The 20,675-nt window shown below is 71.9% G+C and carries 20 protein-coding genes; 12 read left to right on the top strand and 8 right to left on the bottom strand.

All coding sequences use genetic code 11. The features are described from left to right. Window positions 1-95 precede the first annotated feature (95 nt). Complete coding sequence (locus AB0C33_RS25825) at window positions 96-878, bottom strand: isoprenyl transferase (RefSeq protein WP_358292126.1); 783 nt, start codon at window positions 876-878, stop codon at window positions 96-98. Then, window positions 875-1,609: a DNA repair protein RecO gene (recO, locus tag AB0C33_RS25820; RefSeq protein ID WP_352352515.1), complete on the bottom strand. Its 735-nt coding sequence runs from the start codon at window positions 1,607-1,609 to the stop codon at window positions 875-877. The genes AB0C33_RS25825 and recO overlap by 4 nt, the downstream gene beginning before the upstream one ends. 140 nt (window positions 1,610-1,749) lie before the next feature. Between recO and AB0C33_RS25815 the strand changes: the two genes are divergently transcribed. The 5 genes from AB0C33_RS25815 (at window position 1,750) to AB0C33_RS25795 (ending at window position 7,462) form a co-directional block, all read left to right on the top strand. Further along, complete coding sequence (locus AB0C33_RS25815) at window positions 1,750-3,258, top strand: CDP-alcohol phosphatidyltransferase family protein (RefSeq protein WP_358292123.1); 1,509 nt, start codon at window positions 1,750-1,752, stop codon at window positions 3,256-3,258. Then, window positions 3,255-3,974, top strand: a complete 720-nt coding sequence (locus AB0C33_RS25810; protein ID WP_352323408.1) for a DUF5941 domain-containing protein — start codon at window positions 3,255-3,257, stop codon at window positions 3,972-3,974. Before AB0C33_RS25815 ends, AB0C33_RS25810 begins: the two co-directional genes overlap by 4 nt. 255 nt (window positions 3,975-4,229) lie before the next feature. Continuing rightward, window positions 4,230-4,940 (top strand): hypothetical protein, encoded by a 711-nt coding sequence (locus AB0C33_RS25805; protein WP_358292120.1) that lies wholly within the window; start codon window positions 4,230-4,232, stop codon window positions 4,938-4,940. A gap of 96 nt (window positions 4,941-5,036) precedes the next feature. Further along, window positions 5,037-6,434 (top strand): glycoside hydrolase family 16 protein, encoded by a 1,398-nt coding sequence (locus AB0C33_RS25800; RefSeq protein WP_358292117.1) that lies wholly within the window; start codon window positions 5,037-5,039, stop codon window positions 6,432-6,434. A gap of 80 nt (window positions 6,435-6,514) precedes the next feature. Continuing rightward, entirely contained in the window at window positions 6,515-7,462 is a 948-nt protein-coding gene (locus AB0C33_RS25795) for a 2-oxoglutarate and iron-dependent oxygenase domain-containing protein (protein ID WP_358292114.1), read from the top strand. Here the strand turns inward: AB0C33_RS25795 and AB0C33_RS25790 are convergent. Next, the gene (locus tag AB0C33_RS25790) at window positions 7,459-9,807 is read right to left on the bottom strand and encodes a GH1 family beta-glucosidase (protein WP_358292112.1); all 2,349 of its coding nucleotides are present in this window, start codon (window positions 9,805-9,807) and stop codon (window positions 7,459-7,461) included. The genes AB0C33_RS25795 and AB0C33_RS25790 overlap by 4 nt on opposite strands. A 91-nt stretch (window positions 9,808-9,898) precedes the next feature. On the opposite strand from AB0C33_RS25790, the gene AB0C33_RS25785 reads away from it, so the two are divergent. The 3 genes from AB0C33_RS25785 (at window position 9,899) to rocD (ending at window position 12,516) form a co-directional block, all read left to right on the top strand. Further along, the gene (locus AB0C33_RS25785; protein ID WP_358292110.1) at window positions 9,899-10,387 is read left to right on the top strand and encodes an Lrp/AsnC family transcriptional regulator; all 489 of its coding nucleotides are present in this window, start codon (window positions 9,899-9,901) and stop codon (window positions 10,385-10,387) included. A 124-nt stretch (window positions 10,388-10,511) separates the two neighbouring features. Then, window positions 10,512-11,309, top strand: coding sequence for a dimethylargininase (ddaH, locus tag AB0C33_RS25780; RefSeq protein ID WP_358292107.1), 798 nt, complete (start codon window positions 10,512-10,514; stop codon window positions 11,307-11,309). 1 nt (window position 11,310) lies between these two features. Beyond that, window positions 11,311-12,516: an ornithine--oxo-acid transaminase gene (rocD, locus tag AB0C33_RS25775; RefSeq protein WP_358292105.1), complete on the top strand. Its 1,206-nt coding sequence runs from the start codon at window positions 11,311-11,313 to the stop codon at window positions 12,514-12,516. 140 nt (window positions 12,517-12,656) lie between these two features. Here rocD and AB0C33_RS25770 read toward each other — a convergent pair whose 3' ends face one another. The 4 genes from AB0C33_RS25770 to AB0C33_RS25755 all read right to left on the bottom strand — a co-directional run bounded on the left by AB0C33_RS25770 (window position 12,657) and on the right by AB0C33_RS25755 (window position 16,771). Further along, window positions 12,657-13,850: a CU044_5270 family protein gene (locus tag AB0C33_RS25770; protein WP_358292103.1), complete on the bottom strand. Its 1,194-nt coding sequence runs from the start codon at window positions 13,848-13,850 to the stop codon at window positions 12,657-12,659. After that, window positions 13,843-14,433: an RNA polymerase sigma factor gene (locus AB0C33_RS25765; RefSeq protein WP_358292101.1), complete on the bottom strand. Its 591-nt coding sequence runs from the start codon at window positions 14,431-14,433 to the stop codon at window positions 13,843-13,845. The genes AB0C33_RS25770 and AB0C33_RS25765 overlap by 8 nt, the downstream gene beginning before the upstream one ends. Before the next feature lie 73 nt (window positions 14,434-14,506). Next, window positions 14,507-15,232, bottom strand: a complete 726-nt coding sequence (locus tag AB0C33_RS25760; RefSeq protein ID WP_358292099.1) for a class I SAM-dependent methyltransferase — start codon at window positions 15,230-15,232, stop codon at window positions 14,507-14,509. Between the two features lie 9 nt (window positions 15,233-15,241). Continuing rightward, complete coding sequence (locus tag AB0C33_RS25755; protein ID WP_358292096.1) at window positions 15,242-16,771, bottom strand: alkaline phosphatase D family protein; 1,530 nt, start codon at window positions 16,769-16,771, stop codon at window positions 15,242-15,244. Between the two features lie 240 nt (window positions 16,772-17,011). On the opposite strand from AB0C33_RS25755, the gene AB0C33_RS25750 reads away from it, so the two are divergent. From AB0C33_RS25750 to AB0C33_RS25740, 3 genes are all read left to right on the top strand, one after another. Further along, window positions 17,012-18,289 carry a Glu/Leu/Phe/Val dehydrogenase gene (locus AB0C33_RS25750; protein WP_358292094.1) on the top strand — a complete coding sequence of 426 codons (1,278 nt, stop codon included), beginning with the start codon at window positions 17,012-17,014 and terminating at the stop codon, window positions 18,287-18,289. A 72-nt stretch (window positions 18,290-18,361) separates the two neighbouring features. Then, window positions 18,362-18,556 carry a hypothetical protein gene (locus AB0C33_RS25745; protein WP_352323421.1) on the top strand — a complete coding sequence of 65 codons (195 nt, stop codon included), beginning with the start codon at window positions 18,362-18,364 and terminating at the stop codon, window positions 18,554-18,556. A gap of 28 nt (window positions 18,557-18,584) precedes the next feature. Beyond that, the gene (locus AB0C33_RS25740) at window positions 18,585-19,067 is read left to right on the top strand and encodes a cupin domain-containing protein (protein ID WP_358292092.1); all 483 of its coding nucleotides are present in this window, start codon (window positions 18,585-18,587) and stop codon (window positions 19,065-19,067) included. On the opposite strand, the gene AB0C33_RS25735 is transcribed toward AB0C33_RS25740, so the two are convergent. Then, window positions 19,036-19,521 (bottom strand): MarR family transcriptional regulator, encoded by a 486-nt coding sequence (locus tag AB0C33_RS25735; RefSeq protein ID WP_358292089.1) that lies wholly within the window; start codon window positions 19,519-19,521, stop codon window positions 19,036-19,038. The two genes, AB0C33_RS25740 and AB0C33_RS25735, sit on opposite strands and share 32 nt — an antisense overlap. 51 nt (window positions 19,522-19,572) lie before the next feature. On the opposite strand from AB0C33_RS25735, the gene AB0C33_RS25730 reads away from it, so the two are divergent. Further along, window positions 19,573-20,652 carry a substrate-binding domain-containing protein gene (locus tag AB0C33_RS25730; protein WP_358292088.1) on the top strand — a complete coding sequence of 360 codons (1,080 nt, stop codon included), beginning with the start codon at window positions 19,573-19,575 and terminating at the stop codon, window positions 20,650-20,652. Window positions 20,653-20,675: the final 23 nt, after the last annotated feature.

Below are 20,675 nucleotides of genomic sequence, written 5' to 3'. Positions count from 1 at the left end.
TCGTACAGTTGACTACCCGAACGAGTAGGACGCTATATCCGCGTATAGTCACTGTCCAGCGCGGCAGCTCAGCAGGGGTGAACCCAGGGGTTTCTCTAGGCGCCGGTGACCTCGTTGGGGATCGCGCCGCCGTAGCGGCGGTCGCGCTTGGCGTAGATCTCGCACGCCGCCCACAGGTCGCGGCGGTCGAAGTCGGGCCAGAGCCGGTCGAGGAAGACCATCTCGGCGTAGGCCGACTGCCACAGCAGGAAGTTCGAGAAGCGCTGCTCGCCCGAGGAGCGCAGGAACAGGTCGACCGGCGGGATCTCCGGCTCGTCGAGGTAGCGGGCGAACACCTTCTCGCTCACCTTGGACGGCTTGACCCGCCCGGCCGCGATGTCGGCCGCCAGCTTGACCGCCGCGTCGACGATCTCGGCCTGGCCGCCGTAGTTGACGCAGAACTGCAACGTCAGCTTGCTGTTGCCGAGGGTCATCTCCTCGGCGCTCTGCAGCTCGGAGATCACGCTCTTCCACAGCCGCCCCGGCCGGCCCGCCCAGCGCACCCGCACGCCCATGGCGTTGAGCTCGTCGCGCCGCCGCCTGATGACGTCGCGGTTGAAGCCCATCAGGAAGCGCACTTCGTCGGGCGAGCGCTTCCAGTTCTCCGTGGAGAAGGCGTAGGCGCTCAAGTAGGGGACGCCCAGCTCAAGGGCCCCCTCGATGACGTCGAACAGCGAGGACTCGCCCGCCTTGTGCCCTTCGGTGCGCGGCAGGCCGCGTGCCTTGGCCCAGCGGCCGTTGCCGTCCATCACGATGGCGACGTGCCGGGGCACGAGGTCACGCGGGATCGGCGGCGGGGTGGCGCCTGACGGATGAGGGGTCGGAGGCCGGACGTTCACGCATGCTCCCTTTCGACGTGTCGCAGAGAGCGTATTCCGTGTTCCAGATGCCATTGCAGATATGCGGCCACCAGACCGCTGCACTCGCTGCGGTGGCGCGACTCCGAGGCGTCGGCGGTGGCCCAGTCGCCGCGCAGCAGCGCCGTCATGAGCCCGATCGTCTCCCCCGCCGGCACCGCCGAGCCCGCCGGACGACACGCCCCGCACACCACGCCGCCCGCGACGATGGCGAAGGCCCTGACCGCCGGGGCCTGACACTTGGCGCACGCCTCCAGCGCGGGCGCGTAACCGGCCACCGCCAGCGAGCGCAGGAAGTACGCGTCGAGGACCAGCCTGGCCTCGTGGGCGCGTTCGGACAGCGTGCGCAGGCCGCCGACCAGCAGCAGGAACTGCCGTAGCGCCGGCTCCTTCTCGCCGTGGGTCAGCCGGTCGGCCGTCTCCAGCATGGCGCTGCCGGCGGTGTAACGGGGGTAGTCGACGGCCAGCGCCTCGCCGTAGGGCCTGATGGTCTCCGCCTGGGTGATCACGTCGAGCGTGCGGCCGGTGTGGAGCTGGAGGTCGACGTGCGTGAACGGCTCCAGCCGCGCGCCGAAGCGTGACTTGGTGCGGCGCACGCCCCTGGCCACCGCCCGGATCTTGCCGGTGCGCTTGGCCAGAACGGTGACGATGCGATCGGCCTCACCGAGTTTCTGCGTCCGCAGGACGACGCCTTCGTCGCGGTAGAGACTCACTTGCCCATCTTACGGCCGCACGCGCGGCATGTTCCGGGCATGCTCTGGTGACGCGAGTTTGCCCTGCCGTCACTAGACTTTGACGTCTGTCCCCGCATCACCCGTTGTTCAACCCCCCGCTACTGCCTCGAAAGGGAGTCATGACCCGCGTGGTCCTGCTGGGCTCTTCGCCCGGCCCCGACACCTCTCCGACCGGCCTGAGGCTGGCCGCGCTGCCCGGCAATCCCACCGTGGCCGAGCGGCTGCGCAGCCAGCTCGTCTCCTATGACCCGCGGCCCGCCACGATCGAGACCGGCGACGTGGCCGCCGCCCTTCGCGCCCTGGCCGACGTCGCAGAATCGGCAACGGAGAGCCTCTTCATCATCCCCCAGAACTCGGTCGTCCACGACGAGCTGATCTACCAGATCACCAAGGCCAAGCGCGGCGCGCTGGCGCTCGTGGCCAAGGAGCCGCGTCTGGAGGTGACCGAGGAGGCGCAGGAGGACACCGTACCGATCGACGAGGCCGACCCGGAGATCGGCTACGGCCGGCTCGAAGGGCTGCCGGTGCGCGCGCGCGTCGGCAAGTCGCGCGTCGTGTCGGTCGGCACCGCCAACCACGCGGTGACCAGGCCCAACGCGGTGCTGCTCGGCCCGCTGCACATCAGCGCCCGCAACGCCCCCGTGCTCGCGCAGACCTGCCGCGAGCTGGCCCTCATGGCCGACCGCTTCGGCGCGGACGACGACCTCGTCCAGCTCGTGGTGTTCGGCCTGGTGCGCAACGGCGTGTCGGTCGGCGTGCGCGGCCGCCGCGACCTGTTCTACCGCCGGGTGAGCACGCCGGAGGAGGTCAACGAGGCCGGCGCCGAGATGGCCGGCATGAACGAGGACCGCGCCCGGCTCAACAACGCGGTCAAGGGCGCCGACGGCTTCTTCACCACCTACTTCGTCTCCACCTACTCGCGCTTCATCGCCCGCTGGGCGGCGCGGCGCGGGCTCACGCCCAACCAGGTGACGCTGATCTCGATCTTGCTCGGCGTGGCCGCCGCCGCCTGCTTCGCCACCGGCGACCGGCCGTGGATGGTCGCCGGCGGCCTGCTGATCTACTTCGCCTTCGTCTTCGACTGCGTCGACGGGCAGGTGGCCCGGTACGCCCGCAAGTTCGGCGTGCTGGGGGCCTGGCTCGACGCCACCTTCGACCGCTTCAAGGAATACGTGGTCTTCGCCGGCCTGGCCGTCGGCTGGGTCGTCTCGGGCAACGGCGACGACATCTGGATCCTGGCGCTGGCCGCCATCGGGCTCCAGTCCGTACGCCACCTGCTCGACTTCTCCTTCGGCATCTCCAACCGCCGCAAGCCGCCCGGGCAGCTCCCCACCCTCCCGCTCGACGCCCCCGACGACCGCGACCTGCGCAGGGCGCTGGAGCGGCGCAAGGTCGAGCGCAGCCAGGGCCTGCGCGGCGTGCTCAAGATGTGGACCAGGGCGGGCAAGTTCCGCGCGGTCCACTGGGCGCGGAAGATGATCGTGTTCCCCATCGGCGAGCGGTTCGCGGCCATCGCGATCACCGCCGCCCTCTTCGACGCCCGGATCACTTTCCTCACCCTCGTGATCTGGGGCTCCGTCGCCGCCGCCTACACCCTCACCGGACGCCTCATGAGGTCGCTCGTATGATCACTCAACCGCAGGCCATGGCCACCCCCACGCCGGACCCCGACGAGGAACGCCGCCGCATCCAGACCGCCCGCCTGCTCGCCTACCGCGACGACGGCCCGCTCGTGCACGCCCTCGCGGGCAAGCTGGGCAAGGGCCTGCCGCCCGTGCCCGCCACGCTCGTGGCGCTGCTCGCCGTCGTCGCCGTCACCGTCGTCGGGCTGCCCGACAAGGGGCCGCTGCTGCTCGTGCCGGTGGCCATCACACTGCTGCTCGTGCTGCCGACCGCGCCGCGCGACCACCTCGGCCGCTTCGACTGGCTCACCCCGCCGCTGCTGCGCGGCACCGAGTTCCTCGCCATGATCGCGATCGGCCTGGCCGCCGGCGCGCCGAAGTGGCTGCTGTTCGTGCTGGTCTACGTCGTGGGCTACCACACCTACGACACCGTCTACCGCACCCGGCAGAGCATCTGGCCGCCCGCGTGGGTGTTCCACGCGGGGCTCGGCTGGGAGCTGCGCCTGCTGATCATCGGTGCCGGTGCGGCGCTGGGCTGGCTGACGCCGGTGCTCGCGGTGCTGACGGCGTACCTGTTCGTGCTGTTCGCGGTGGAGAGCGTGACGAGCTGGGTGCGCCTGGACAAGGCCTCTGCGCAGGCCGGCGCCGACGCCGAGCAGGACCTCGAGGCCTCGCCCGAGGACGCGCTCGAACAGGCCACCGGCGAGGCGGAGAAGGGCTGAGCGGCCACCTCCCCCTCCGGACACGACGGCGGTCACGGGCTCCCGATCAGGGCGCCGGTGGCCGCCGTTTCGCGTGCGGGCGCCGAATCGCCCTGCCGGAAAAGGACATGACGGACTATTCTGAAATCCAGGGACATTCGAGCCGAGGTCCGGTCCGGCCGGAGCCAGGAGACGCGGATGGCGTTCTTGCCGCGGCCGTTCAGACGAGGGGATTCCCCGGACGGGCGCGCGGACCTCCCCGGCCGGAGGGCGCCGATGACGGGCCTGTCCGGGCGGGTCGTGGTGGTGCTGGCGCTGGCCGCGGGCCCGGTGAGCGGGTGCGGCACGGATCCGGGCCCGGTGTGCGGCGCGGTCGTCGACTCGACGGGCTACGCCGACCCGGTGACCGCCGGGAACGACGTCGAATCCGAGCTGCCGGGGTTCGCCAAGGGCTGCGACTGGATCGGCTTCGCGGCGGTGACCGGCGACTCGGAGAGCAGCGCGTGCCGCGAGGACCCGGTGCCCATCGCCGCCACCCGCACCGAGAACCCCGGCGACGACCCCGTGGTCGAGGACCGGGTCAGGGCCCGCCGGATCACGCAGGTGCTCCCCCGGGCGGCCGAGCTGCTCGACTGCCCGAAGGAGGGCCGGGGCTCGGACGTCCTGGGCGCCCTGCGGTACGCGGTCAAGCAGCTCAGCGCGCTGCGGCAGCCGGACAGGGAGCACCGGCTCATCGTGTTCAGCGACCTGCTCAACGACCACGGCGACCTGGACGTCGGCGAGCTGGACCTGAGCGAGGCCGCCCGCGGCCGGAAGATCGAGGAACTGCGGGACGCGCGGCTGCTGCCGGACCTGTCCGGGTACGCGGTGGTGGTGCATGGATTCCTGCGGGCGAAGAAGTCCGACCCCGACCGGTTCCCGCTGCTGGAGAGCTTCTGGCGGGCGGCGTTCGAGGCCGCCGGGACGTCGTCCGTCGACCTGCTCTAGAGCGCTCTCCCATATTGACACGCGGTCAGCAGCGTGTTTACGTCGCGTCAAGAGAGCGCTCTCTCACTCGACTCCACCACCCCCCATGGAGCAGGGATGACAACAGAGATCCGGCACAGGCGCCGCCTGGTGGCCGTGGCGGTGGTGCTCGTGGCACTCACCGGCCTGCTCGTCAAAGTGGCCGTCAGCGCCTCGGCGTCCGTGCCGTCCACGCCGTCCGGCTGGTCGCTGGTCTGGTCCGACGACTTCAACGGCTCGGCGGGCACGCCGCCCTCGTCCGCCGAGTGGATCATCGATACCGGGCACGGCTACCCCGGCGGGCCGGGCAACTGGGGCACCGGCGAGATCCAGAACTACACCTCCAGCACCTCCAACGTCAGCCTCGACGGCTCCGGCAACCTGCGCATCACGCCCCTGCGCAGCGGCTCGGGCGAGTGGACCTCGGCCCGCATCGAGACCAGGCGGGCCGACTTCAAGCCGGCCGACGGGCGCGTCCTGCGCATCGAGGGCCGGATCCAGATGCCGGACGTGACCGGGCAGGCGGCGCTCGGCTACTGGCCGGCGTTCTGGGCGCTCGGGGCGCCGTACCGGGGGAACTACTGGAACTGGCCGGGCATCGGCGAGTTCGACATCATGGAGAACGTCAACGGCATCGACTCGGTGTGGGGCGTGCTCCACTGCGGCGTCAGCCCCGGCGGGCCCTGCAACGAGACGACCGGCCTGGGCGCGAGCCGGGCCTGCCCCGGATCGTCCTGCCAGTCGGCCTTCCACACCTACCGCTTCGAGTGGGACCGCGCCGCCAGCCCGAACCAGCTCCGCTGGTACGTCGACGGCCAGCAGTTCCACAGCGTGAGCCAGAACCAGCTCGACGCCACCACCTGGACCAACATGACCGGGCACGGCGGCTACTTCCTGCTGCTCAACCTGGCCATGGGCGGCGCGTTCCCCAACGCCCTGGCCGGCACGGGCACGCCGACGGCGGCGACCGTCCCCGGGCACCCGCTGCTGGTGGACTACGTGGCCGTCTGGCAGAGCGGCACGGTCTCCACACCGACGGCGACCCCGACCGTCCCGGGCGGCGTGGACGCGCGCTCCACCATCCAGGCCGAGCGCTACCAGGCCCAGTCGGGCACCATCGTCGAGACCACCACCGACACCGGCGGCGGCCAGAACGTCGGCGCCATCGCGGGCGGCGACTGGCTGCGCTACGACGGGGTGAACTTCGGCTCCGAGCCCGCCCGCCAGTTCAAGGCCAGAGTGGCGTCGGGGGCGGCGGCCGGCGTGAGCGGGCTGGTGCAGGTGCGGCTGGACAGCCCGTCCGCCCCGCCGATCGGCGACTTCGCGCTGGCCAGTACGGGCGGCTGGCAGAGCTGGCGCACGGTCCCCGCCAACATCAGCGGGGTGACCGGGACGCACACCGTCTACCTGACCTTCAGCAGCGGCCAGCCCGCCGACTTCGTCAACGTCAACTGGTTCACCTTCTCGACGACCTGACCCCTCTCAGGGTCCTCCTCGGGGCGGCGGGCGTACCCAGAGCCCGGCTCGCCGCCCCCGGGCTGGGGGACAATGAGACGGTGCGCGAATTGCCGGTGATCGACATCTCCCCCTTGCTCGGCGACACCCCGGGCGGCGACAGGCAGGCCGTCGGCGCGGCGATCGGCGCCGCCTGCCGGGACAGCGGCTTCTTCTACGTCCGCGGGCACGGCGTGCCGCAGGAGCTCCTCGACCGGCTCGACGCCGCCGCCAGGCGCTTCTTCGCGCTGCCCGAGGAGGTCAAGGACGAGATCTCGATGGACCGCGGCGGCCCGGCCTGGCGCGGCTTCTTCCCGGTGGGCGGCGAGCTGACCTCGGGGCGTCCGGACCTGAAGGAGGGCGTCTACTTCGGCGCCGAGGAGCCGCCCGGCCCGCTCCCGCTGCACGGCCCCAACCAGTTCCCGGTCCAGGTGCCCGAGCTGCGCGAGGCCGTGCTCGCCTACCTGGACACGATGACGGGGGTCGCGCAGGCGGTCATGTCGGGGATCGCGCTCAGCCTGGGCCTGGACGAGGGCTACTTCCGCACCGGCTACACCGCCGACCCGACCGTCCTGTTCCGCGTCTTCCACTACCCGCCCGCGCCCCCGGACGACGACGAGACCTGGGGCGTGGGCGAGCACACCGACTACGGCCTGCTCACCCTGCTCCTCCAGGACGCCAACGGCGGCCTCCAGGTCCGGACGGCGGACGGCTGGATCGAGGCGCCGCCGCTGCCGGGCACGTTCGTCTGCAACATCGGCGACATGCTCGACAAGCTCACGGGCGGCCGCTACCGCTCGACCCCGCACCGCGTGCGCAACCGCAGCGGCAACGAGCGCCTGAGCTACCCGTTCTTCTTCGACCCCGGCTGGGACAGCGTGGTGCCGCCCCTCCCCTACGCCGCCGGCGAGCGCTGGGACGGCCAGGTCGACTTCACCGGCACCTACGGCGAGTACCTGCTGTCGAAGGTGTCCAAGGTCTTCCCGAGCCTGTTCGAGCGGCAGATCTAGGCCGACTCCCGCACGATCAACCGGGTGGGCAGGACGACCGGCGTGGTGCTCCGGCCCTCCAGCCGCGACAGCAGCAGCCGCGCCAGCGCCAGCGCCTGCTCCGTCACGGGGACCCGGACGGTGGTGAGGGCCGGGGTGGTGGCCGAGGCGGCGTCGATGTCGTCGAAGCCCACGATCGCCAGGTCGTCGGGCACCCGCCGGCCCGCGGCGCGGGCGGCCGGCAGGGCGCCGATCGCCATCTGGTCGTCGGCCGCGAAGATCGCGTCCAGGTCGGGGGCGTCGCCGAGGAGCTGGTCGGCCGCGGCCGTGCCGGAGGCCCGGGTCAGGTCTCCGATCGCCAGTCTGGGCCGCAAGCCGGCGCGGTCGAGGGCCGCGCGGTGGCCGGCGAGCCGGTCCTGAGTGGCGACCAGGTCCATCGGGCCGCAGATCATGCCGATCCGGCGGCGGCCGGTGGCCAGCAGGTGCTCGGTGGCCGCCGCCGCGCCCGCGGCGTTGTCGGCGTCCACGTACGGCACCAGCGAGGCGACCGGCGGCCGGCCCAGCAGCACGAGCGGCACGCCGGTGCGCGAGAGCCGTTCGGCCAGGGTGTCGCCCCGCTCGGGCGGCAGCAGGACGACGCCGTCCACCAGGCGCGCCTCGGCGTGCCGGACGATGCGGCGCTGGCTCTCGGCGGTGTCGGCGAGCATGAGGGTGATCTGCTTGCCCGCGCCCTCCAGCAGGCTCGTCACGTACTGGACGACGGCCGCGACCATCGGGTCGGCGGCGTGCCTGGGGGCCGACAGCACGAGCGCGACGGTGTCGGTGCGCCGGGTCACCAGGCTGCGGGCGGCGGCGTTGGGCACGTAGCCGAGCTCCTTGACGGCCCGCAGGACCGTGGAGCGCACCTCGGGGCTGACCGACGCCTCGCCGTTGACGACGCGGGAGACCGTGGCCCGGGAGACTCGGGCGCGGGCGGCCACCGTCTCCAGCGTGGGACGCCTGGGCGGGGCCTCGGTCAGGCCGTTGCGCCTGATGACATCGCGGTACCACAAGGCGCTGTCCTTGGGCCGCCTGCGCTGGGTGTCGAAGTCGACGTGCACGAGGCCGAACTTGCGCCGGTACCCCTCGGCCCATTCGAGATTGTCGAGCAGCGTCCAGGCGAGATATCCGCGGACGTTCGCGCCCTCCTCGACGGCGGTCCGCAGGGCCCGCAGGTGTTCCTCGATGAAATGCACGCGGTCGACGTCGTGAATGCCGTCGGGGGTGACCGTGTCGACGAAGTCCGCGCCATTCTCGGTGATCATCAGTTCGAGTTCCGGATATTCGCCGGTGAGCCGCCGCAGTAACAGCGACAGGGCGTTCGGGACGATCGGCCAGCCCATCGCGGTGACCGCCGTGGGAATGGTGCTGAAAAGCACGCCCGCGCTTCCCGGATAAGCCGGGTCGGCCGGTTCGCCGGGCTGCGCCTGGACGACGGCCGGCGCGTAGTAGTTGACGCCGAGCAGGTCGAGCGGCTGGGCGATGTCGGCCAGGTCGCCGTCGTGGACGTGCCCGAGCCCGGCGTGCTCCTCGATGACCGGCAGCAGGTCGGCGGGGTAGGCGCCGCGCAGCATCGGGTCGAGGAACTGCCGGTGGACGAGCGCGTCGATCCTGGCCACGGCCTCGGCGTCCTCCTCCGACAGCGGCCGGTCGAAGTCGCCGACCTGGGCCGGCGTCAGCACGGGCGAGAAGTTGAGCACGGCCCCCACCTCGGCGGCCCCGGCGGCGCGCAGGGCCTGGGCGCCCAGGCCGTGGGCGAGCAGCAGGTGGTGGGCGCTCCTGAACGCCTCGGCGGCCGACCGGCGGCCCGGCGCGTGCACCCCCGAGCCGTGGCCGACGAAGGCCGCCACCCACGGCTCGTTCACGGTGAACCAGGTGCCGACCCGGTCGCCGAGCCGCTCGGCCACGATCGCCGCGTAGTCCGCGAAACAGCGGGCGGTGTCGCGGGACGGCCATCCGCCGCGCTCCTCCAGCGCCTGCGGCAGATCCCAGTGATAAAGGGTGGCCAACGGCGTGATGCCCGCCTCCAGCAGGGCGTCGACCAGCCGCTGATAAAAGTCGAGACCGGCCGTGTTCACCTTTCCCGAGCCGTCCGGAAGAATGCGCGGCCAGCTCACCGAGAACCGGTACGCGGCCATTCCCAGCTCTTTCATCAGCGAGACGTCCTCGCGATATCGGTGGTAATGGTCGCAGGCGTCGGGCGGGCCACCGGCGAAGGCGTCCCAAATGGACGGCCCGCGGCCGTCGGCGGCCGTGCCGCCCTCGATCTGGAAGGCCGACGTCGAGACCCCCCAGACGAAACCCTCGGGAAAACGTGCGATATTCATGTGGCGGCAATCCTCCGGCAGTGGACCGAACGCCCAGTCTCCCGCGCGGCGCTCGTCGCGCGCCAGCCTGGCCAGGCGGTATACAGAGCCCGTGGAACTGGACCGGCTCGATCGTGACATCATCGCGGCGCTCGTCGACGACGCCCGCGCGACCTACGCGGACATCGGCCAGCAGGTGGGGCTGAGCGCGTCGGCCGTCAAGCGGCGGGTCGACCGGCTGCAGAAGAGCGGGGCGATCACCGGCTTCAGCGCGCGGGTCGCGCCGCAGGCGCTCGGCTGGACCACCGAGGCGTACGTCGAGCTGTTCTGCCAGGGCAAGACCAAGCCGTCGGACATCGCCCTGGCCGTGGCCAGGTTCCCCGAGGTGGTGGCGGCGGCCACGATCACCGGCGAGGCCGACGCGCTGCTGCACATCAGGGCCACCGACGTGCGGCACGTCGAGCGGGTCATCGAGCGCATCGCGGCGGAGGCTTTCGTGGTGCGGACCAAGAGCTCGATCGTGCTGTCGCGGCTGGTGGACATCCCGCCGGGAGCCGCCCTGACGGACTCGCGCAACGGATCGCACGTCGCCGGCCGATAGACGCAACAGACCTGCGCCAACGCGCAATGCGCACCGCTTGGCCTGCGCAAACGTCAATTCTTAGGCTGTCCCCGTCTCCCCCGACACGGGAACTTCCCCTGAACTGACGACGACGGAGCCCTGCATGCCCAAACACTTCCTCATGTGCCGCCCGGACTACTTCGCGGTCGAGTACGCCATCAACCCGTGGATGGACCCCGAGGCCGGCGCCGACCGTGAGGTGGCGATCCGTCAGTGGGAAGGGCTGAAGTCGGCGTACGAGGAGCTCGGGCACCAGGTCAGCCTCATCGACCCGATCGAGGGCCTGCCCGACATGGTGTTCGCCGCCAACGGCGCGCTGGTCGTCGGCGGCCGGGTCTACGGCGCCCGCTTCACCTTCCCCGAGCGCGGCCCCGAGGGCCCGGCCTACCTGCGCTGGTTCGTCGAGCGCGGCTACCCGACGCTGGAGCCTGCGCACGTCAACGAGGGCGAGGGCGACTTCCTCACCCTCGACGACGTCATCCTGGCCGGCACCGGCTTCCGCACCGACGTGGTCGCCCACCAGGAGGCGCAGGAGTACCTGGGCCGCCCGGTCGTCTCGCTGAAGCTGGTCGACCCGCGCTTCTACCACCTGGACACCGCGCTGTTCCCGCTCGACGGCCGCAACGTCGCCTACTACCCCGGCGCCTTCTCCCAGGGCAGCCAGGAGGTGCTGCGCGCGATGTTCCCGGACGCGGTGATCGCGACCGCCGAGGACGCCGAGGTGCTCGGCCTCAACGCGGTCAGCGACGGCCGGAACGTGGTGATCAACTCCGAGGCGTCCGGGCTCCAGCTGGAGCTCAAGCGGCACGGCTACGAGGTGATCCCGGTCGAGCTGTCGGAGCTGCGCAAGGCGGGCGGCGGTCCCAAGTGCTGCACACTGGAGATCAGGGGGGAGAAGTAACATGAGCACCAGCGCAGAGCTGATCGAAGTAAGCGAGCGCCGCAGCGCGCACAACTACCATCCGCTGCCCGTGGTCATCCACGAGGCGCACGGCGCGTGGGTCACCGACGTCGAGGGCAAGCGCTATCTCGACTGCCTGTCGGGCTACTCGTCACTGAACTTCGGCCACGGTAACCCGAAGATCATCGAGGCCGCCCAGGAGCAGCTGAAGAACCTCACGCTGACCAGCCGGGCCTTCTACCACGACCAGTTCGCCCAGTTCTGCGCCGGGCTCGGCGACCTCACCGGCAAGGACATGATCCTGCCGATGAACACCGGCGCCGAGGCCGTCGAGACCGCGATCAAGGTGGCCCGCAAGTGGGGCTACGAGGTCAAGGGCGTCGCGCCGGAGCAGGCCAACATCATCGTGATGGAGGACAACTTCCACGGCCGCACCACCACGATCATCAGCTTCTCCACCGACCCCGACGCGCACGACGGGTTCGGGCCGTACACGCCCGGGTTCAAGATCGTCCGCTACGGCTCGGCCGAGGCGATCAGGGAGGCGATCGACGACAACACCGTGGCCGTACTCGTCGAGCCGATCCAGGGCGAGGCGGGCGTGCTGGTGCCGCCGGACGGCTACCTGACCGAGGTCCGGCGCATCTGCACCGAGAACAACGTGCTGATGATCGCCGACGAGATCCAGTCGGGTCTCGGGCGCACCGGCCGCACGTTCGCCTGCGACCACGAGAACGTCGTCCCCGACGTCTACATCCTGGGCAAGGCGCTCGGCGGCGGCGTGGTGCCGGTCTCGGCCATCGCCGCGGACGAGGACGTCCTCGGGGTCATCAAGCCGGGCCAGCACGGGTCCACGTTCGGCGGCAACCCGCTGGCCTGCGCGGTCGGCATCGCCGTCATCGACATCCTGAACACCGGCGAGTTCCAGGCCAGGGCCGCCCGGCTCGGCGAGGTGCTGCACGCGCGGCTGCGCGAGCTGGCCGGCAAGGGCGTGGTGGCGGTGCGCGGGCGCGGGCTGTGGGCGGGCGTGGACATCGACCCGGCCCTCGGCACCGGGCGCGAGGTCTCCAAGGCGCTCATGGCGCGCGGCGTGCTCGCCAAGGACACCCACGGGTCCACGATCCGGCTCGCGCCGCCGATCGTGATCTCCGAGGAGGACCTGGTCTGGGCGGTCGACCAGCTCGCCGCCGTCCTCGAAGACCTCTAGGTCTCCTACGGCTTCGCCTGGTCGGGCCACCCGCCGTACCACGGCCGGCGGCCCTCCGGGAAACGGTCGCTGACCCCGCACAGGGCGCGCCGCCGTGACGGCGCGCCCTGTGGGCCTGCTGGGTTGTCGGCCGACCGGGGTCACGAACCGGCGGGGGCACTCTCGATCGGGGTAGGGGTGACGGTACGCGTCACCGTCGGCTCCGGCTCGCCGGTCGGCTCGACCGCGGGCACGCTGCTCGGCTCCGGGGTGAACGTGATCGTCGCCTCGGCCGTCGGCAGCTTCGCCGTCGTCGAGCCGGACTCCGAGGGAATGGGCGTGGGGGCCTGGGTCTCCGGCATGCAGCTCGCGTCGGCGGCGGCGTCGGGGGCCTCCGGCAGGGCGTCCACCACGGAGACGTCGAGCTGGGCCGTCAACGCCACGACGCTGTCCTTGGGCGCGCCCGCCTTGGCGTCGACCACGACCTGCCGCTCGCCGAGGAACGTGTGCCCGGCCGGATCGAAGATCAGCTCCTCGCGCACGCCCCGGTCGGCGACCCGGCCCAGCGCCACGCCCACACGTCCCGAGGAGTCGGCGACGCCCTCGGCCGCCTCGACGCCGGGGATCGCCTTCACCGCCTCGAACAGGGCGTCCCGCTGCGCCTTGGGCAGGTAGTTCTCCCTGACGAGGTCGCCGGCGCGGGTGAAGGCGACGGCGTCGGGATCGACGTCCTTGTCGCCCTTGGGGGCCGGCTGGTAGAGGCGGTCGCGCATGGCCGTGGCGTCGGCCGGGAGCGTGCTCAGGTAGGCGTAGTCGTCGCGGTAGGGGCCGCGCAGGTCGGGGCAGGAGGCCAGCCGGTTCCACTCGCTGCCCCGCCAGCTCGTGGCGTCCGCCGGCAGCGGCTCGCCCGGCCAGGGGCGCGGCTCGCGGCCCTCGATCTGCAGCAGGCCGTCCTTGCTGCCGTCCACGGACTTCCAGATCCTGCGGTGCTGGCGATAGAGGTAGCGGCTCTGCCCGCCGGAGCTGTCGATCGACTGCGAGCCGTACATGGTGTCGGACTCGATCAGGATGAACTGGTCCGGCCGGGGGCTCAGCTCGCCGGCCGACAGCATCACGGAGGTCGCCGGGCGGGCGTCCGTCCCGCCCTGGCCCGACAGCGCCACCGCCACGCCGCCGACCAGGACCACCGTGACGCCGAAGGCCGCGGCCGTCTGCCAGCCCAGCCTGGGCAGCCGCAGGCGTCGCCCGCCGCGCGCCTCGGCCAGCAGTCGTTCCCTGGCCCGCGCGCGGGCCTGCGGCTCGTACGGCGGCGCCGGCGGCCTGCCGTCGGCGAACGTCCGGATCTCGTCATCCATGCTGGGGCTCCTCTGCGAAGGGATCGATGCCGCCGAGCGCCCTGCGTACCTTGACGCGGAGCCGGTGCAGCCTGGACCGGACGGTGCCCACGGGCACCCCGAGGGCGCGCGCGGCGTCCTCGTAGGTCAGGTCGGCCCACGCCACGAGCAGCAGCAGGTCGCGCTCGCTCGCGCTGAGCCTGGTCAGCGCCCTGGCCAGGCGGGGCTGGAGCTGCTCGGCGGTGACCCGGTCGGCGCTGCGCTCGTCGAACGCGCCCGGACGCTCGGCCCCGACCCTGGCCATGGCCGCGGTGCGCCGCCGTTCGGCCCTGCGGTGCTGGGACACGACCTTGGTGGCGATGCCGTACAGCCAGGGACGGGCGTCGGGCAGGGTGCGGTCGTAGCGGCCGCGGCCGCGGAAGGCGACGAGGAACACCTCCCCCGTCACGTCGTCGGCCAGCTCGACGCCCAGGCGGCGGGCGGCGTACCTGTGGATCTCGTCGGCGTGCCGGTCGAACAGCGCGGCGAAACGCTCAGGATCGCTCAGCGAATGCCCGATCAGGGTCGAGTCATCCAGCGTTGCGGTTGTGTCCTCGACACTCACCACATCCGGTCCTCTCTCATGCGGTCACCCTGTTGTTGGCCGCACCCGGAAGCCCGGTTCCACCTTTTTCGGGCTATGCCGCCTTTCGCTGCTTTCGCCAGGCGGACAGGCCGCCGGGGGCCTCGTCCCTGACGAACCCGGCCGCCGTCAGCTCGGCGGCGAGCCGGTCGCCGCCGGGACGGTGGGCCTCGCTGGTCACCTCGTCCTCGCTGATCACCACGCCGCGCTGCCTGATCCGGTAGAGGAAACGGGAGCGCACGGTCTCGCCGGTGACGTCGAGCACCTGGCCCCAGACCTCGTAGGCGTGCCGCCCGACCTGGTAGGACCCCATGAGCTCCAGCTCACCCGGCGTGGGCGCGGGCCGCTCGCGCCAGTTGAACAGCAGCAGCCCGCCCGGTTCGAGCTGCCTGGCCAGCACCCGCCACAACTCCTCCCGCCGCCCGGCCGGGAACGCCTGCAGCACCGAGATCATCACAACGGCCTCGACCGGCTCGTCCACATCGACGTCGAGCGCCCCGCAGGCCAGCACGGTGACCCGGCGCCGGGCCTGCTCGTCGGCGGACAGCCGCGACAGCAGCACCGACCGCATGGCCGGCGCCGGCTCGACGGCGTACACCTCGCCCTCCGTCGCGCGCACGATCACCTCGGTGATCAGGCCGGTGCCCGCGCCGATCTCCATGACGCCGCCCCGCACCCCCTTCAGCAGAGGCGGGAGCGACTCGCGGATCTCGGGGACGTGCCCGTCCTCGTGCCACAGGTCGTAGAACGGCACGGCCCTGGAGTACTGGTCATCATCCATGGGTCATTTCTACGCCAGCCGGGCCGAGTCGATCGGCCGGACATCGTCGCCCGCCGCCTCGTACCAGGTGATCGTGTCGGGGAAGGTCAGCGTGGCCAGCGCGTTCTGGAACAGCGGGCCCTTGGTCACCCGCCAGCGGAACGGCGGCCGCGGGATGCCCGCCAGCCGCGCCAGCAGGCCGCCCACCAGCGTCGCCAGCCCGAACTGGGTGAGCACGTTGGCCCAGCGCAGCAACCGGCTGAGCGGGTTGCGGATCGGCGAGCAGACGACCTGGTAGATCTGCCCGGCCGAGGCCTTGGCCAGATAGGAGTAGTGGACGTCGCCGGACAGGATCACCGCCGGCTTGCCGAGCCGGACCAGCAGCCGGCCCAGGTCCTCGAACGAGCGCCGGAAGGCCGCCCAGTGCTCCAGGTCGACGGCCTGGCGCAGCTGCTCCGACCACCGCTGCACCGTACGGCCCCACTTGCCGTCGCACAGCGCCTCGTTCCAGTTCTGGACGCCGTGCACGCCCTCGGGCAGCAGGAAGGGGATCGAGGAGCCGATGACCAGCCGCTCGGCCGGGGCGGCGGCCTGCTCCTGGAGCCAGGCCCACTCCTCGGGGTCGAGCATGCGCCGGTCGCCGGGGGTGAGCTGCCTGGCGCACCGGGTGTCGATCATGATGAGCCGGGTGTGCCCGAGGTCGCGGGTGTAGCTCCAGCGGTTGCTGCTCGGCTCGGCGTCGGCCTTGGCGGCGAAGGCGTCGAGGGCCGGGCCGCCGTCGCCACCGCCCTCGGTGAGCTCGCGCACCAGCGGGTCGGCCGCGCGCTCGGCCGGCGCCAGGTTGCCGAGGTGCTGGTAGACGAAGTAGGCGCCGAGCCCGGCGACCACGCGGCGCGGCCACCAGCTCGTCAGGGCCATCTTCTCCCGCCAGGGCTGGGAGGTGTTCCAGTCGTCGCGCAGGTCGTGGTCGTCGAAGATCATGGCGGTGGGCACGGTGGACAGCAGCCAGCGGATCTCCGGGTCGGTCCACGCCTGGCGGTAGAGCTCGGCGTACTCCTCGTAGTCGGCGATCTCGCCCTGCGGCTCGGTGGTCCTGCGCGCGTGGATGTAGTCGAGCATCTGGGGCGAGGGGCTGTCGGCGTAGACCTGGTCGCCGAGGAGCAGCAGCAGGTCGGGCCACTCCTCCTCGTCGGCGCGCATGAGGCTCACGCCGTAGGCGCGCAGCACGTCGTCGCCGTGGGTGCGGACGTGGGCCGAGTCGTGCGGCACGCTCGTGCGGCACGACCCGAACGCCAGCCTGCGGGGCCCTTCGGCGGGCAGCAGCCGCACCCGGCTGGCCGGGCGACCCGCCAGGGGCCAGACCTGGTCCCCGTCGAGGCTGACGGAATACGAGGCGATATCCTGGGACAGGTCAACGAGATCCACGATCGCGTAGTGGTGACCGTGCACGGTGAAGGTGGGCGACCGATAAGCCCCGCCTGCCGTCTCGACGGTGACCGTGCAGGGCTCGCTGGTCTCCACCCAGATCGAGGCACTGACCGAGTCGACGTGACGCAACATCGGCCCAACCACGAGTGCGGGCATCCAACCCTCCGGTTTTCGACGATTCGGCACACTCTCGCTCGATAGCCTGCCAGAGTGGCACGTTCCCAGCACGTTGATCAACGGCTTGGATATGCCTTCATAGCCTAGGCAAGGTCAAACTGCCCCGCCTAGGATGATCGAGACAACACGCCCAAGAGGGAAGGCAACGGCGCCTTCTCCCACAAAATGGGCGCGCATACAGGAGGAAACTCGACCATGAGCATCATGGTGCCGTCAAAGACGCCGGCGCTGATCACACCTGGTCAACAGGCGCTCGACTCCGCTCTTCACCAACTCAACCAGGCCGCCGCCCACCTCGGGCTCGACGACGGCCTCCGCACGATGCTGGCCACGCCCCGCCGCTCGCTGACCGTCTCGGTCCCGGTGCGCCGCGAGGACGGACGCATGGACGTCGTCCAGGGCTACCGCGTCCAGCACAACGTCTCGCGCGGCCCCGCCAAGGGCGGCATCCGCTTTCATCCCAGCACCGACATCCACGAGGTCACCGCCCTGGCGATGTGGATGACGTGGAAGTGCGCGCTGGTCGGCATCCCGTACGGCGGCGCCAAGGGCGGCGTGGCCGTGGACCCGGGCGCGCTGACCACGATCGAGCTCGAACGGCTCACCCGCCGCTACGTCAACGAGATCCTGCCGCTGATCGGCCCGGAGAAGGACATCCCGGCCCCCGACGTCGGCACCGACGAGCAGACCATGGCCTGGATCATGGACACCTACAGCGTCAACGCCGGCTACTCGGTGCCCGGCGTGGTCACCGGCAAGCCGATGACGCTCGGCGGCTCGCTCGGCCGCACCGGCTCGACCTCGCGCGGCGTGCAGATCGCGGCCCTGGCCGCGCTCGGGCGCTCGCCGGAGGGCGTCACGGTCGCCGTGCAGGGCTTCGGCAAGGTGGGCGCGCTGGCCGCGCAGTACCTGTCCGACGAGGGCTGCAAGGTCGTCGCCGTCTCCGACGTCACCGGCGCGCTCTACGCGCCCGGCGGCCTCGACGTCGCCCGCGTGCGCGCCTGGGTGGCCGAGACCGGCGGCGTGGCCGGCTACCCGCACGCCGACGCCATGGCCCACGACGACCTGTTCGAGCTGGACGTGGACGTGCTCGTCCCGGCCGCGCTCGAAGGCGTGATCACCGAGGCGAACGCGCCCCGCGTGCGCGCCCGGCTGATCGTGGAGGGCGCCAACGGCCCCACCACGCCGGAGGCCGACGAGATCCTGGCCGCGAACGGCACCACCGTCGTGCCGGACATCCTGGCCAACGCGGGCGGGGTGATCGTGTCCTACCTGGAGTGGGTGCAGAACATGCAGGCCTTCTCCTGGAGCTCCCGCGAGGTCGAGGTGAAGCTGCGCGACCTGATGGAGGGCGCCTTCGCCGAGGTCAAGTCGATGTCCGCCGAGCGCGGGCTGACGCTGCGGGAGGCGGCGCACGTGATCGGCGTGGGCCGGGTCGCCGAGGCCCACAGCATGCGGGGCCTCTACCCCTGACCTACTTTGGTCGCACGTGACCCGCCCAAGGTCGGATGCCGGGGCGGGTCCCGTTCTGCGACGGTCGTGGTCATGAGGGGTTTCATCGGGGTCATGGCCATCATCCAGGGGCTCGGCGGGTTCGCCGGGCGCGTCTGGTTCGACACGGAGTGGGGGTTCGTGGGGCGGTTCGTGGAGCTGCCGCTGGCGGCCTACCTGGGGCTCGCGGTCGCGGGCCTGGCGTTGCTGCTGTGGTCCGGCCACGACGGGAAGAACCGCGAGAGCTGATCGCGAGCGGGTCGGGCAGGATGGCCTCATGACCTATCCGGAACCACGCTATTCGGGCGACAAAGGCGAGCTGTCCGCCACGTACCGCCCCTACGAGCACGCCCCCGAGCTGACCTACCCGACCGGCAACACCGCCCACTACCTGGCCACCGGGGCCACCACCAACGGCCAGTTCGGGCTCTACCGCTGGGTGATGGGGCCCGAGCCGTCCGGCCCGAGCCCCCACTTCCACAAGTCGATCTCCGAGTCGTTCTACATCCTCGACGGATCGGTGCGGATCTACGACGGCAGCCGCTGGATCGACACCCGCCCCGGCGACTGGGTGCACGTGCCCGAGGGCGGCGTGCACGCCTTCCGCAACGAGTCGGGCGAGCCCGCGACCATGCTGCTGCACTTCGCCCCCGGCGCCCCTCGCGAGGGCTACTTCGAGGGCCTGCTCGACCTGGCCGGCAAGAGCGAGGAGGAGAAGGCCGAGTTCTTCATCCGCCACGACACGTACTGGCTGGACTGACGGGGCCCGGCGCCTGCGCCGAGGCCCGGTCGAGGGCCGCGGCCAGCTCGTCCAGCTCGCGCATCAGCCGCTCGGTGCGCTCCTGGCCGAACGCGGCGGCGATGGCCCGGTGGTGCTCGGCCACCGCGCCGTCCACCCGGGCCAGCAGGTCGCGCCCCCGGTCGGCCAGGAACACCGCCACCCGCCGCCGGTCGCCCGCCGACGCGCCCCGGTGGACCAGCGCCCGGTCGATCAGCCGGTCGACCGCCTTGGTGAGCGTCGGGTGCGGCATGAGCACCGCCTCGGCCAGCTCCCCCATCGAGTGGCCGCGGCCGTCGGCCAGCGCGCGCAGGATGCGCCACTGCTCGACGGTGACGTCCTCGCCGGCCAGGGTCGCCGCCAGGCCGCGCGTGACCTCGCGTTCGGCGCGGCTGAGCACGTACGCGAGTGAGGACCCCAGCCCGGATTTAGCCATGAGAGATCAGGTCCTTTCACCGGAGAGCTAGTTCGGAGGATACTCGTCGGCGTGGCGGCGATCGTCGATCCTTTCGAGGCCCGGCTCATCCCCTCGGACGCGGTCCGGATCGGCCTGGTCGTGCCCGTGTCGGGGGTGCTCGGGCTGGTGGGGCCGTGCGCGATCAACTGCGCGGTGCTGGCCGCCGAGGAGGTCGACGCCCGGGGCGGCGTGCTCGGCAGGCAGATCGAGCTGGTGCTGGTCGACGGCGGGCGGCCGGGGCGCGAGGTGGCGGCCGAGGTGGCCGGCCTGGTCGCGTCCGGCACGGTCGAGGCGGTGGTGGGCACGCACGCGAGCGACGTGCGGATCGACGTGGTCGCGGCGATCGGCGGGCGGGTCCCGTTCGTGTACGCGCCGCCGTACGAGGGCGGGGGGCACGCGCCGGGCGTCTACTTCCTCGGCGAGACCCCCGGCAGGCAGCTCGAACCGGGCATCGAATGGCTGGTCAGCGTCCACCGGGCACGCCGCTGGTACCTGCTGGGCAACGACTACGTCTGGCCCCGCCTGGTGCACGCGGGCGCCCGCCGCCGGTTGCGGGCGCGCGGCGCGACCGTCGTCGGCGAGGCGTTCGTCCGGTACGGCGAGGCGGCCTCCTGGCTCGGCCGGATCGCCGACGCCCGCCCCGACGCGATCCTGCTCACGCTGATCGGCAGCGACCTGGTCGCCTTCAACCGGGCCTACGCGGCCGCCGGCCTCGGCGCGGCCCGGCTGTGCGGGGCGCTGGAGGAGCACGGCCTGCTCGGCATCGGCGGCGACGGCACCGGCGAGCTCTACGCGTCGATGGGCTACTTCCGCGACCTGCCGACCGAGGCCAGCCTGCACTTCGCCGAGCGGTACGCCAAACGCTTCGGCCCGCACGCCCCCATGCTCAACGCCCACGGCCATGGCTGCTACGAGGCCGTCGCGATGCTCGCCGCCCTGTCCGCGCGGGCGGGCAGCCTGGCCGTCCCCGCCCTCGACGCGGTGGCCGACGGCACCACGATCGTCAGCGCGCGCGGCCCGCTCACGCTGCTGAACCGGCAGGTGCGGCGCACGGTGCACCTCGGCAGGGCGGACGGCCTGGATTTCTTGCTTGAGAAACCTTTTCACTAGAAAACTTTGGCTCTAAGGTGCGA

The sequence above is a fragment of the Nonomuraea sp. NPDC048881 genome, assembly GCF_040649795.1.
GTDB lineage: Bacteria > Actinomycetota > Actinomycetes > Streptosporangiales > Streptosporangiaceae > Nonomuraea.
Note: the sequence above shows the minus strand (reverse complement) of the source record. Positions and strands in the feature narration are given on the sequence as shown.

Bases quoted from the DNA above. Each gene is read 5' to 3' on its own strand.
- AB0C33_RS25755 (WP_358292096.1), bottom strand. From the start codon at position 16,771: ATGTTGCGTCACGTCGACTCGGTCAGTGCCTCGATCTGGGTGGAGACC.
- AB0C33_RS25760 (WP_358292099.1), bottom strand. From the start codon at position 15,232: ATGGATGATGACCAGTACTCCAGGGCCGTGCCGTTCTACGACCTGTGG.
- AB0C33_RS25800 (WP_358292117.1), top strand. From the start codon at position 5,037: ATGACAACAGAGATCCGGCACAGGCGCCGCCTGGTGGCCGTGGCGGTG.
- AB0C33_RS25745 (WP_352323421.1), top strand. From the start codon at position 18,362: ATGAGGGGTTTCATCGGGGTCATGGCCATCATCCAGGGGCTCGGCGGG.
- AB0C33_RS25810 (WP_352323408.1), top strand. From the start codon at position 3,255: ATGATCACTCAACCGCAGGCCATGGCCACCCCCACGCCGGACCCCGAC.
- ddaH (WP_358292107.1), top strand. From the start codon at position 10,512: ATGCCCAAACACTTCCTCATGTGCCGCCCGGACTACTTCGCGGTCGAG.
- AB0C33_RS25735 (WP_358292089.1), bottom strand. From the start codon at position 19,521: ATGGCTAAATCCGGGCTGGGGTCCTCACTCGCGTACGTGCTCAGCCGC.
- AB0C33_RS25740 (WP_358292092.1), top strand. From the start codon at position 18,585: ATGACCTATCCGGAACCACGCTATTCGGGCGACAAAGGCGAGCTGTCC.
- rocD (WP_358292105.1), top strand. From the start codon at position 11,311: ATGAGCACCAGCGCAGAGCTGATCGAAGTAAGCGAGCGCCGCAGCGCG.
- AB0C33_RS25790 (WP_358292112.1), bottom strand. From the start codon at position 9,807: ATGAATATCGCACGTTTTCCCGAGGGTTTCGTCTGGGGGGTCTCGACG.
- AB0C33_RS25750 (WP_358292094.1), top strand. From the start codon at position 17,012: ATGAGCATCATGGTGCCGTCAAAGACGCCGGCGCTGATCACACCTGGT.
- AB0C33_RS25815 (WP_358292123.1), top strand. From the start codon at position 1,750: ATGACCCGCGTGGTCCTGCTGGGCTCTTCGCCCGGCCCCGACACCTCT.
- AB0C33_RS25770 (WP_358292103.1), bottom strand. From the start codon at position 13,850: ATGGATGACGAGATCCGGACGTTCGCCGACGGCAGGCCGCCGGCGCCG.
- AB0C33_RS25805 (WP_358292120.1), top strand. From the start codon at position 4,230: ATGACGGGCCTGTCCGGGCGGGTCGTGGTGGTGCTGGCGCTGGCCGCG.